This window comes from Burkholderia contaminans (assembly GCF_029633825.1).
GTDB lineage: Bacteria > Pseudomonadota > Gammaproteobacteria > Burkholderiales > Burkholderiaceae > Burkholderia > Burkholderia contaminans.
This window is the reverse complement of record NZ_CP090642.1, coordinates 631538-644052: the sequence shown is the minus strand read 5'-3', so window position 1 is coordinate 644052 and position 12515 is coordinate 631538. Positions and strand designations below refer to the sequence as shown.

At 65.0% G+C, this 12515-nt stretch carries 7 protein-coding genes and 1 pseudogene; 1 reads left to right on the top strand and 7 read right to left on the bottom strand.

The features are described from left to right. Positions 1-163: 163 nt before the first annotated feature. The 7 genes and pseudogenes from LXE91_RS35035 to LXE91_RS35005 form a co-directional block, all read right to left on the bottom strand. Positions 164-418, bottom strand: a complete 255-nt coding sequence (locus LXE91_RS35035; protein ID WP_039370038.1) for a hypothetical protein — start codon at positions 416-418, stop codon at positions 164-166. 110 nt (positions 419-528) lie between these two features. Continuing rightward, on the bottom strand, positions 529-2151 hold the full coding sequence (groL, locus tag LXE91_RS35030) for a chaperonin GroEL (RefSeq protein WP_039369946.1): 1623 nt from the start codon (positions 2149-2151) through the stop codon (positions 529-531). 77 nt (positions 2152-2228) lie between these two features. Continuing rightward, entirely contained in the window at positions 2229-2546 is a 318-nt protein-coding gene (locus tag LXE91_RS35025) for a co-chaperone GroES (RefSeq protein WP_039369943.1), read from the bottom strand. Between the two features lie 365 nt (positions 2547-2911). Then, positions 2912-5242, bottom strand: a complete 2331-nt coding sequence (locus LXE91_RS35020; protein ID WP_039369940.1) for a putative bifunctional diguanylate cyclase/phosphodiesterase — start codon at positions 5240-5242, stop codon at positions 2912-2914. Between the two features lie 53 nt (positions 5243-5295). Next, on the bottom strand, positions 5296-7395 hold the full coding sequence (locus tag LXE91_RS35015) for a putative bifunctional diguanylate cyclase/phosphodiesterase (RefSeq protein ID WP_223274484.1): 2100 nt from the start codon (positions 7393-7395) through the stop codon (positions 5296-5298). 436 nt (positions 7396-7831) lie between these two features. Beyond that, the gene (locus tag LXE91_RS35010) at positions 7832-9529 is read right to left on the bottom strand and encodes a M4 family metallopeptidase (protein ID WP_039369936.1); all 1698 of its coding nucleotides are present in this window, start codon (positions 9527-9529) and stop codon (positions 7832-7834) included. A gap of 512 nt (positions 9530-10041) precedes the next feature. Next, positions 10042-10776: pseudogene (locus LXE91_RS35005) on the bottom strand (MFS transporter); the annotation flags it as partial. 546 nt (positions 10777-11322) lie between these two features. Between LXE91_RS35005 and LXE91_RS35000 the strand changes: the two are divergent. Next, entirely contained in the window at positions 11323-12417 is a 1095-nt protein-coding gene (locus LXE91_RS35000) for a hypothetical protein (RefSeq protein WP_135370811.1), read from the top strand. Positions 12418-12515: the final 98 nt, after the last annotated feature.

The window sequence follows — 12515 nt, the reverse complement described above, 5'->3', positions numbered from 1 at the left end:
CCGCGCGACGCATGAGGCCGGAAGCGCTCGACGCATATCGCACTGCGTCGTGCTTCGAGCCCGACTCGATCTCGCACCATAATTCCGGATGACGGGCAGCGGGACGGCGGGCCGCCTCATGCACATCATGCCCCGCGAGCCGACTGGAACCGGCCCGGCCGATTCAGTCGTTCGCCATCAGATAGCCGATCACGAGTGCCGGATCGGCGATATCGAGGATCAGTCGGCGAACGATACGTCGGCGCATGTGTTCCGCGTCCAGGCTCCAGGGCGCCCCCTTCTCGTTCAGATAACGGGTGATGGCGTCCCGGTGATCGGTGTTTGCCGGCAAATCGAGCCGAGCAGCCAGCAGTCCTGCCACGACGTCGTCAAGCTCGATGTCGAGCGGTTTCGAGTCAATGCAAAGTTCGAGTTTCATGTCGATCTTCGGCAAAAAGGGGCGCCGCATGTCCTGGGGCAGCCTGCGGCGCCAAACGACTTGCGCCGGCCGCGACTGTTGGCCGGCGCGTACACGACCCGCTGCCGGGGTCAGTGCTCGAACTCGGGTGCGACCGACTGCGCCGGTTTAGGGTCCTTCGGCGCTTCGGCGACCGTCGCGTCCGTCGTCAGGATGAGCCCGGCAATCGATGCGGCGTTCTGCAATGCCGTGCGCGTGACCTTGGTCGGATCGACCACACCTGCCTCGACAAGATCGCCGTATTCACCGGTGGCCGCGTTGTAGCCAAAGTTGCCCTTGCCTTCAAGCACTTTCGCCACGACGACCGACGGTTCATCCCCGGCATTCGCGGCGATCACGCGCAGCGGCGCTTCGAGCGCGCGCAGCACGATTTGAATGCCCGCATCCTGATCGCTGTTGGCGCCTTTCAGGCTCGTCGCCGTGGAACGCGCGCGCAGAAGCGCCACGCCGCCACCCGGCACGATGCCCTCCTCGACCGCCGCGCGGGTGGCATGCAGCGCATCGTCGACGCGATCCTTTTTCTCCTTCATCTCGACTTCGGTTGCTGCCCCGACCTTGATGACGGCCACCCCGCCGGCCAGCTTCGCCACGCGTTCCTGAAGCTTCTCGCGATCGTAGTCGCTCGTGGTTTCCTCGATCTGCGCACGGATGGACTTCACGCGCGCGTCGATGTGCTGCGCGTCGCCCGCACCGTCGATGATGATCGTGTCGTCCTTGCGAACCTCGACGCGCTTCGCGCCGCCGAGATCCTCGAGCGTAGCCTTCTGCAGTTGCTTGCCGGTTTCTTCCGAGATGACGGTGGCGCCGGTGAGGATGGCGATGTCTTCGAGCATGGCCTTGCGCCGGTCACCGAAGCCGGGCGCCTTGACGGCCACGACCTTGAGGATGCCTCGCATCGCGTTGACCACGAGCGTGGCCAGCGCTTCGCCATCGACGTCCTCGGCCACGATCAGCAGCGGCTTGCCTGCCTTGGAGGCCGCCTCGAGGATCGGCAGGAGATCCCGGACGTTCGAGATCTTCTTGTCGTGCAACAGGATCAGCGCGTCGTCCAGATACGCCGCCTGCTTTTCCGGATCGTTGATGAAGTACGGGCTGACGTAGCCGCGATCGAACTGCATCCCTTCGACGACATCGAGCTCGTTCTCGAGGGACTTGCCATCCTCGACCGTGATGACCCCTTCCTTGCCGACTTTCTCCATGGCGTCCGCGATTATCTTGCCGATCGCCTCGTCGGAGTTGGCCGAGATCGAACCCACCTGCGCGATTTCCCGGTTCGTGGAAATCGGCTTGGACAGTTTGCGCAGTTCATCCAGCACGGCCGCCACGGCCTTGTCGATGCCGCGCTTGAGGTCCATCGGATTCATGCCGGCGGCAACGTGCTTCATGCCTTCCTGCACGATCGCCTGCGCGAGCACGGTGGCCGTGGTGGTGCCGTCGCCGGCCACGTCGGCGGTCTTCGATGCGACCTGCTTGACGATCTGCGCGCCCATGTTTTCGAAGCGGTCCTTCAGCTCGATTTCCTTCGCGACGGACACGCCGTCCTTCGTGATGGTGGGCGCGCCGAAGCTGCGCTCGATCACCACGTTGCGACCTTTCGGCCCGAGCGTGACCTTCACGGCATCGGCCAGCACGTTCACGCCGTCGACGATACGAGCGCGGGCGCTGTCGTGGAATTTGACGTCTTTTGCACTCATCTTCTTGCTCTGGATAGAAGTCGTTGATTCGATGCGTCGCGAACACCCCGTGCGGGGTACGCGATCTGCCCGGTATCTCAGGCGGCCTTGCGGGACGCGCCGGACTCGGCGTCGAAGACGCCCATGACGTCCTCTTCGCGCATGACGAGGAGTTCCTCGCCATCGACCTTGACCGTCTGGCCCGCGTATTTGCCGAAGAGAACCCGGTCACCGACTTTCAACTGGAGCGCGCGAAGCGTTCCATCCTGCAGCAGCCGGCCACTGCCGACCGCGACGACTTCACCCTGCTCGGGCTTTTCCGCGGCCGAATCGGGAATCACGATGCCCGAAGCCGTCGTCCGCTGCGTCTCGATTCGCTTGACGATAACCCGGTCGTAGAGGGGACGAATCTGCATTCTCATCTCCTGAGCGATTAAAGGTTCGAAAAAGGAATCCGCCTGCCAGGCATCGCGACGCAAGCGTCGCTGCCGGGCAGCCGTACCACTGTCTGGCGGAAAGCGAAATAGAGGTGCGCATCGCTCACTTCAAGGGGGGCGAAATCGGCTCTTTGTAACAAATTGTTTCAGCCCGCCAAAACCCTGAACCCACCCGCTGTCTTTGCTCGTTTTATCAAGCGCCAGGAATGGCGGCGGAAAAGCCGGCACGTGATACCGGCGAGCGTTTGACGCATTCCCGGATCGGCCGGCCGCGCAAGATCGCCGGTTTCAGCGAAGCAATCCCGTTGATCACGTTGCGATGGCCTTGGCCGTCTCGCCGCCGTTCACGCCTGTCTGGCCGTGGCCTGCGCCGCCAGCGCGGCCCGCTCGATCCAGCGGATGGCCGGCGCATCCTGCTCGCCCGGTGCGGGCTTGCCGATCAGGAAACCCTGCACCTCGCGGCAGCCGGCATCCGTGATGCACGCCAGTTGCTCCTCCGTCTCGACGCCTTCCGCGACGGTCGTCACGCCGAGGCGCTTGCCGAGATCGGCCACCGTGCGCACGACGGCCGCGCAGTCCGGGCGCGTGACTGCATCGCGCACGAAGCTGCCGTCGATCTTGATCTTGTCGAACGGGAACGCACGCAGATGCGCGAGCGACGAGAAGCCCGTGCCGAAATCATCGAGGGCGACGCGCACGCCCATCGAACGCAGTGCGCGCAGGTCCGCGATGGCCTTGCCCTCGTCGTGCAGCAGCGCGGTTTCCGTCACCTCGATTTCGAGCCGGTCGGGCGCGAGGCCCGCGCCGGCCAGCGCCGCCGCGAAGATCGGCGCGATCGTGCCGTGGCCGAGCTGCCCCGCCGACACGTTGACGGCGACGCGTGCGCCGTCGGGCCAGCGCGCCGCCTCCCGGCAGGCCTGCTCGAGCACGAAGCGGCCGAGCCGGTCGATCAGGCCGCCGCGTTCGGCTACCGGAATGAAGCGGCCCGGCGAAATCCAGCCGGCGCGCGGGTGATGCCAGCGCAGCAGCGCCTCGCGTGTCGTGATCCGGCGGGTGAGGACATCGACGATCGGCTGGTAGAACACGTACAGCCCGTGGTTCTCGTCCAGCGCGACGCGCAGTTTCGATTCGAGCGCGACCCGCTCCTGCGCGCTCGTTTCCATGTCCGGCGAGAACATCCGGTAGGTGCCCTTCCCGGCTTTCTTGGCCGCATAGAGCGCCATGTCCGCGCGTGACAGCAGCACGCCGGCGTCGTTGCCGTGATGCGGCGCCAGCACGCAGCCGATCGATGCACCGATGCGGAACGGCCGGTCGGGCGACGGCGCATAGGGGGCGACGAGCGTGTCGACGAGCCGCGCGGCCGCGCCCATCGCGCGATCCGCATCGGTGTCGCGCAGCAGCACCGCGAATTCGTCGCCGCCGATGCGCCCGAGCATCATCGCCGGCTCCGGGCACTGCCCGCGCAGGCGTTCGGCGACCTGGCGCAGCACCGCGTCGCCCGCCGAATGCCCGCACGCGTCGTTGATCAGCTTGAAGCCGTCGAGGTCGATGAAGAGCAGCGCGAGCACCTTGTCCGAGCGGCGCAGGCTCGCGTCGAATTCGGCCAGGAAGGTCGCGCGGTTCGGCAGGCCGGTGAGCGAATCGTGATGCGCGAGCTGGTGAATGCGCGCCTCCGCCTCGGCCTGCTGCGTGACGATCGACCACGACAGCATCGGGCCGATGTAGCGCCCCTGGGCGTCGCGCACGGCCGAGACCTGGATGTCGAGCACTTCCGGCCCGAGCGGGATGCGGGCGCGATGCGGCAGGTTCGCGGGATCGGCGAGCAGGCGGCGCTGGTGCTGCGGGTGCGGATGGAAGAAGTCGATCGACGCGCCGAGCGCGTCGTCCGCGCGGATCGGCAGCAGGTGCTCGATCGAGCGCAGCAGGTTGCGCGACGTCGCGTTCAGGTAATTGATGCGGAACGTCTCCGGGTCGGCCGTCATCACGGCCACCGGCATGTCGTCGATCATTCGCATCAGCCGCGTCTGCGCCTGCTCGCGCAGACGCGATTCGGCCTGCGCGTCGACGGTGCGCAGGAAGCCGCGGTAATTGACGGAGATGACGGCGATCAGCGCCGCCGACACGAAGGCCATGTTGACCGCGGTGGCGACGAGCGTCGGCTGGCGCGTCGAGAGGAAGAACGCGATGAACGCGACGTTGACGACCAAGGCCACGCCCAGCGCGGCCGTACGCAGGTACATCAGGCTGAAGACGCAACCGATCACCGTGATCGCCATGTAGAACGCCACCTGGGCCTTCTGCCACGCATCGCCGTACGGGAACAGCAGCAGCGCCCAGGTGGTGAACGTCACCGCGACCGGGATCACCACCCAGTTCGTGACCGTGAGCGCGCGCATCACGGCGTCCGGCGTCGGTTCCAGCAGCCGGGTGCGGTGCCAGTGCAGCAGCCGCGCGAGCGCCGCGAGCGTCATCGCGGCCGGCATCGCGACCGACAGCCACCACGGCGTGCTGCCGAAATGCGTGACGGCGAGGCTCCAGGTGCTCGAGATGAGGATCAGGTACGACACCGGGATCTGGCCGGCGAATACCCGGTATTGCGCCGCGAGCAGCTCCGGGTTCCGGGCCGGCGCCGCGATGCTTGCCAGTCTTGCCATCCGTGCGTAGAGGATTTTCATGTGAGCCTGCGGGCTGCAACCCGGGGGCGGGCTGCCGTGTCCGGCGTCGAGGGTTACCCGCGCGGGCCCGGGTCGAGATCGGCCTCGACGGCCGATTCGGACGCAGGAGCCGCCGTGCGGGCGCGGTTGCCGCCGGTCAGCGCAATCTGCCCGCTGCCGACGATCTCGTTGAGGGGAGCGGGCCTGCCGAGCAGGTAGCCCTGCACTTCGTCGCAGCCTTCGTCGGCCAGCAGCGCAAGCTGGTCGTGCGTCTCGATGCCTTCGGCCAGGATCGGAATGCCCAGGCTCTTGCCGAGCGCGAGCACCGCGCGGATGATCGCGCGATCCTGCGGTTTCGCTTCCGCGTCCGCGACGAACGACTGGTCGAGCTTGATGCGGTCGAACGGGAACGAGCGCAGCGTATCGAGCGACGAATAGCCGGTACCGAAATCGTCGAGCGCGATGCTCACGCCGAGCGCCTTGATCTGCCGCAGCGTGTCCAGCGCGCGCTCGCGGCCGGCGAAGATCGTCGATTCGGTCAGCTCCAGCTGCAGGCGCGACGCCGGCAGGCGGGTTTCTTCGAGCACGTTCGCCACGAGCGTCGTCAGGTCCGCATGCATGAACTGCACCGCCGATACGTTCACCGCGACCGCATAGGGCGGCTCCCACGTCGCTGCCCGCGCGCAGGCCTCGCGCAGCACCCACGCGCCGATGTCCAGGATCACGCCGTTTTCCTCGGCGAGCGGAATAAACTCGGCGGGCGGAATCGTGCCGAGCGTCGCGTGCTGCCAGCGCAGCAGCGCCTCGTAACCGCGGATCTCGCCGGTCGCGAGCGACGCCTGCACCTGGTAGTGGACGCTCAGCTGGTTGTCGGCCACCGCGCGGCGCAGGTCGGCCGCGAGGCTGCGGCGCGCGCGGACGATCAGGTCCATCGCCGGCTCGTAGAAGCAGATCGATTGCGCGATGCTGCCCTTGGCGCGGTACATCGCGAGATCCGCGTTGTTGATGAGGATGGCCTTGGTGGTGGCGTCGTCCGGGTAGACGGCGACGCCGAAGCTCGCGCCCGGCACGACCTCGTAGTCGTCCAGCCTGACCGGCTTGTAGAGCGCCGGCTCGAGCCGTTCGAGCAGATCCATCAGGCGCGTGTCGTCGTCCATCCGGCAGAGCGCCGCGAATTCGTCGCCGCCGATGCGGGCGACGAATTCGCCTTCGCGCAGCAGGTTCGCCATGCGGCGCGCAAGGATGCGCAGCACTTCGTCGCCGGCGTGGTGGCCGCGCAGGTCGTTGATTTCCTTGAAGCGGTTCAGGTCGATGCCGATCAGCGCGAGCTTCGTGCGTTGCTCATGCGCAAGCGCGATTTCGAGGTCGAGCCGCTCGTTGAAGCTGGCCCGGTTCGGCAGGCCGGTCAGCATGTCGCTCAGCGCCAGCCGGCGCAGGTGTTCGAGCGATTCGGCCCGCACGTTGCTGTCGATCACGTAGCTCACGAGCCCCGTGCAGACGATCACGAGCGACGTGCCCGCGACCGCCAGCGCGAGCGGACGCAGCTCGCTCACGTCGGCCCAGTTGCCGTCGAGCATCAGCGGCGTGATGCGCAGCGCGGACATCCCGGTGAAATGCAACGCGAGGATCGCGAGCGACAGCACGCCGGCCATCTGGTTGACGGCGTGCGGCGACGGCCGCATCGCGAGGTGCAGCGCGAGCGCGGCGAGCGTCATCGCCAGGACCACCGACGCGATCAGGTAGCCGACGTCCCACGACACGATTCCTTCGACCCGCCACGCGAGCATGCCGGTGTAGTGCATCAGCACGATGGCCACGCCGACGATCGCGCCGCCGAGCGCGGGCGCGACCTTGACGATGCGACAGGTCGTCAGCGCGAAGCCGATCGTGCTGCCGACCACCGCGATCAGCAGCGACACGAGCGTGAGCGGCAGGTTGAAGTGCACGGGCGCGCCGGCTTCGAAGCCGAGCATCGCGATGAAGTGCGTGCACCAGATCGCCACGCCGGCCGAAATGGCCGTCAGCACCTGCCAGCCGAGCCGCTGCGTGCCGGCGGTGTTCACCGTGCGCTGGAACAGGCGCGCGGTAACCCACGAGCCGCCTCCACACAGCAGTGCGGCAAGCAACACCAGCCAGTGATTGTGCCGATGAACGATGCACCCGAAAACTGTCACCAAAACCTTTCTTCCCCTATTCGTCGCATGGGCTGATGCCATTCCCGATCGATGCGGCGGGGGCAATGCCGCTTCGATCAGGCGCGCCCCCGAGATATCGGCATGCGATGAATAAACTGAACGCCGCACGGCCGGGCGCAAACGATTGCCGGCAGATATTTTTTCCGGGGAAAAGCGCCGGGACGACGCGGGACGGGATAGCGGGGGTGCGGGCGATGGCTGGCCTGCCTGATGTGGGGTGCAGGCGACGGGTAATGCTGCGGGTGTAATGAAAGCCGAACTGCAAAAAAAACGACCGCCTGCAATCGCAGGCGGTCGATCAACCTCTGCCCTTCACTCGCCCGGGCATCGTGCGGCTTCGACTGGTTCGCACTACTCCGAAGCGCAGGGTCCGCCACGCGACCCTCGGGCATTCGACGCACTCACACGAGCGCCATCAATTCACCCCGACCGCACTCCACGCGCGAGCGACCGCTGCGCTTTCGGGCGAGTTCGTGCCATACAGGTCGTTCGCCGCCTGGATCGATGCACGGCGTGCGTTCGGGTAGCTGGAGTTGGCGTTCAGATACACGGTCAGCGTCCGGTACCAGATCTTGCCGGCCTTCTCGCGACCCACGCCGCTGAAGGTCGTGTCGCCGTTGCAGACCAGCTGCGCCTTCGTCAGGCCGGTATCGGTCGACGGCACCGTCGGGCCTTCCGCGAGCAGGTAGAACAGGCGGTTGCCGACGCCCGACGTGAAATGCGGATCGTGGCGCGGATTCGACCACGAGAATCCGCCGGACGGGTAACAGCTGAACGACCGGCCGTCGAGATCCTGCTTGTACATCTTGCGCAGGCCGCCGCTCACCACGCGCGCACCGATCACGTAGTTGCCGGGATCGTTCGGGTTGTTGGCGTAGTACTTCACGAGCGTGCCGAAGATGTCGGACGTCGATTCGTTCAGGCCGCCCGCGTCGCCCGAGTAGTTCAGGTTGGCCGTGGCCTCGGTCACGCCGTGACTCATTTCGTGTCCGGCGACATCGACCGACACGACCGGTTTCGGCAGGCTGGTGCCGGGTTGTCCGTCACCGTACACCATCACGTGCGAATCCAGCCACGCCGCATTCGCGCCGGTCGTGCCGCTGCCCGTGTTGAATACGACGTGCGCGTAGCTCTTCACGCCGCGACCGTCATTGAAGATGCCGTTGCGGTTGTGCGTGGTCTTGTAGTAGTCCCAAGTCAGCGCGAGACCATAGTCGATGTCGGCGGCGACAGTCTGCCGGTCGGTGGTCGTATTGTTGCCCCACACGTTCGTGCTGCTCGTGAAGATCGGCAGATCGGTCGCCTGCTCGACGTCGTCCGAGGTCAGCCCGCGGCCGTCGTAGACCGAGCCGGAGCCGCGGCTCGGATCGAGCATCCGGTACGCGTTCGTGCCCGTCTGGTCCGTGGTGAGCGTCAGGTTGCCGTAGTACAACGAACGGCCGGTGCCGGTCGCGGCGGCCGTCTTGATCAGGTCCTGTGCATCGAGCACGGTGCCGGTGCGCGCATCGACGTAGTACAGCACCGCGTCGCCGTGCACATCGGTCGCCTTGCCGTAAACGCGTACCGCGTAGGCCAGCGTCGGCGTGACGTCGCGTGCGAACACGACGAGTTCCGCATCATCGACGCGGCGCACGTCGGAGTCGAAACGCGCGGCTGCGATGCGCTTGACCCGGGCAGCGCCGATGTCGGGTGCGTTGCGTACCACGGCGCGGTTGCCGACCTTGCCGATCGTGCCGGCGAGATTGATCGGCGCGAGCTGCGTCACGCTCGCCTGCTTCAACTGCCCCTTGCTCGAATGGACGACCACGTCGCCGCCGATCACGGGCAGGCCCGCATAGAAGCGGTCGAAACGCACGTGCTCGGTGCCGTCGGGGTCGACGATCACGTCGCGCACCTGGAACTGATCGCCGTCCGCCGGCGCGCTCGCCTGCGGCCCGGCGAACTTCAACGTGCGTGCTGCGCCGCCGGCTGCGAGACTGAAGGCGGACGGGTTCTGCTGGATCAGTTGCAGTGCCTTGTCGACCGCAGCCGACTGGTCACCGGCCTGGGCAAAAGCACTGAGACTCGCGACGGTAATCGCGGAGATGGACAGCAGACGAGACAGTTTCTTCATGTAATCCCCCGGGTTATAAGTGGGTGATGTTCGAGGAATGCATCAAGTACAAACTTTGATTTAAGACATGTCACGAACCGCAGAGGGATGCTAGAAGGTCATTTTTATAATTACAAGATATTTTCTGACAGTTTAATTTTTTCTGTCATCGCTGTTAATCGAGTCATGGTTTGGTGATAAATTCGAAATGATCTTGTCGGCAGCGATGGCGGGATCGACAAGCCTGCATCGGTGGAATGTGCCGGAGAGGCCCGTGACGCCTGGGCGAGGCGGTGCGCGGCACGGGTCGCGCGGGACGAATGAAGTGAAGTCGGCGTGAGGCGCCCGATACTATTTGCTTTATTAAATATTTATTTTGATTGTTGCCATTCCCGATGCATCAATGAAACCTTTAATGGCTGTTCGATTCTCGCTTTCGATGGCGGCGCCCGTGAATTCGTAGCGAAAGTCTTCAGAGCGACGCACGAGGTCATGCTTTCTACGAATCGTTCGCCCGAGCGGCGCGGCGCAATCTATCGCGTGGGGCCGCTGGACGATCCGTCGACGTCCGCCGCCTGGCCGGCCCTCACCTTGAACCGCACCACCAGCCACGTCAGTGCGCCCAGCACGAACACGGCGAGCGTCCACGTGCCGCCATGGTGCTGCAGCACCGCGGCGGTCGCCGCGATGCCCGCCAGACCTTGCTGCAAGAAACCGCACAAGGCCATCGCATGCGCGCCGTGTTCGTGCGCATCGCTGACGGCGGTCGCCATGCTGTTCGGAAACAGCACCGCCTGGCCGAAAATCGCGAGGCAATACAGCGCGATGAAGATCCACAGGCCGCTGAAATGAGCCAGCAGGCCACCCAGCGATGACGCCAGCATCGACGTGGTTGCGAGCGCAACCAGCGCGGCGCCGGCATGCATCAGCCGCACGCCGCCGAGCCGCTTCACGAGGCGATTGACCAGCATCGCGCCACTGAAATAGGCGACACCGAGCAACAGGCCGATACTGCCGAAGCTCGTCACGGCCAGCCTGAAATGCTCCTGGAACACGAACGGACTCACTTCCTGCAAGGTCACGGTCGTCGCGAACCCCAACCCGCCCGCGCAAGCCGGCCAAAGGAAACCCGGGCGCCGCAGCAGGATCCAGTAAGTGCCGGCCATGCCCGACGTGGCCGCGGTGCGGCTTCCCGCCTTCAGCGGCAACGCGTACGACAGGGCGATCGCCAGCGCGGCGATGACGGCCATCAGTACGAAACCGGTTTGCCAATGGCTGTATCGGCCGAACGGGTTTGTCGCTCATGCCAGCCCCCGATTCGCTCGAGACGCGGGCCTGGCCGTTACCCATCCGTGCACACATGCCAGGCTGCTGGCGCGGGTACTACGCACCTGCATGCTGTTCCGCAACCCGGGTTCGGTCGCCATCGTTTCTCTCTCTTGATCTTGTCGGGGTTGGCCGCCGCGGTGTGCGGCAGGATTGTTGTGGTTCGTCGTGCAAAGGCGCAGGCAGCGAACAGCAGACGTCGATGTCACATTCAAATGGCCATTGCGCGGCGGCGAGACTACCCCGCCCGGACACATCTGCTCGCCCCCCGATACAGGCGCTGCCGGCACGTCGCGCCGCGTAATCACGTGTAATCGATTCTGGAAAAAACCGGTCCTATATTGACGTCACTCTTTCGCCATGCGCCTGACTTCAGGCGGATCGAACAGAGCCAATCAAGCGCCGGTCGTCGTTCGATCAACCTCGAGACTGACGGGGAAGAATTCAACGCTCCCGTGCGTACCGTTCGAATGAATCAGGAGAGCATCATGCCAGACATCTTCATCTGGAAGCCCAATGAAAACCAGACATACAGCATGCCGGGTACGAACGAGTTGAGCGCCCCTTCCTTTGACAAGGAAGCCGGCAAATCCTTCTCGATGATCGCGCCCGCTGGAACGTTGACGCTGCTGTCCCGGCAGTCGTCGGTATGGGGCGGAAGTTTCGACAACGACATCCCGCCCGTTGAAATCGATCTTCGTAGCGGTACCCTCGTGATGCGCGGAATCTCCGGCGATGCGCGCGGCGTCGATTTCACGATGGGCCCGTATCCGCACAAGTTCATCGGTCACCCGTTCGTCAACTTCAGGATCGTCGACGCCGCGTTCGAGGCCAGCCGTTTCGATACGGTGAATGCGGGCGGCCTGGTCCCGCCGTTGCTCGGCATGTATATCGACCTTTCCCTCGATCTGGAACTGGCCGGCGCCAGCCTCTATGACGTCTCCTGCCGGTTGTACGCCAGCACCAAGAGGCTGCGTGTTCAGGGCCAGTCCGCGGTGAATGTCCGTGCCGAAGAGATCGTGCTGACATTCAGCGAGTATGCCGTTCTGCCGGCGGCGCTGCCCCGGGGTCCGGGCAACGATTACTCGCTGCACATGGAATCGACGGGCGGCAAGATGGAGATCGCCGAATCGCGTCTCGCGTTCGGAAAGCGTGCGAAGAGCGCGATGACGAGCAAGCAGATTACGTTGCGCAAAAGCGTGCGGGTCTGGGCTCAGGACGATGCAAATGCGAAGTTCGTTACCGACGCGGTCGAGTTTTACGACAGTGCGTCGACGGCAACGTTTTCCATCTCGGACAACGCCAACGTGGAATTCGATACGTATTCCGGCGGAAAACCTTTCGATTTCCTGAGCAACAAGACGTATCCCCAGGGGTTGTTCAACTTCCAGTCGACACCTGATTCCAAGCCGACGGGCAAGTTCACCTTCTACGGCGCCGGCAGCGCGTTCGACCAGTCGGCGATGCTGCACAAGCAGGTCATCGCCATCGACGGAGTACCGCAGTCGAACGACCAGCAACTCCGCTTCGAGTACGTTCGCGTCGGCAACACGCAGAACATGGTGGTATCGCTCAAGAAGTGACCGGAAAGGTTCCGTCTTCAGCCTGCGTGTGACGGGTCCGAGCAACAGCCCGTCAGGCTGATTCGGCGTTGACCAGGCTGCCCCTCCAATGCAGATGG

Excerpts from the sequence above, each read along its gene's own strand:
- LXE91_RS35035 (WP_039370038.1), bottom strand. The coding sequence starts at position 418 with ATGAAACTCGAACTTTGCATTGACTCGAAACCGCTCGACATCGAGCTT.
- groL (WP_039369946.1), bottom strand. The coding sequence starts at position 2,151 with ATGAGTGCAAAAGACGTCAAATTCCACGACAGCGCCCGCGCTCGTATC.
- LXE91_RS35025 (WP_039369943.1), bottom strand. The coding sequence starts at position 2,546 with ATGCAGATTCGTCCCCTCTACGACCGGGTTATCGTCAAGCGAATCGAG.
- LXE91_RS35020 (WP_039369940.1), bottom strand. The coding sequence starts at position 5,242 with ATGAAAATCCTCTACGCACGGATGGCAAGACTGGCAAGCATCGCGGCG.
- LXE91_RS35010 (WP_039369936.1), bottom strand. The coding sequence starts at position 9,529 with ATGAAGAAACTGTCTCGTCTGCTGTCCATCTCCGCGATTACCGTCGCG.
- LXE91_RS35000 (WP_135370811.1), top strand. The coding sequence starts at position 11,323 with ATGCCAGACATCTTCATCTGGAAGCCCAATGAAAACCAGACATACAGC.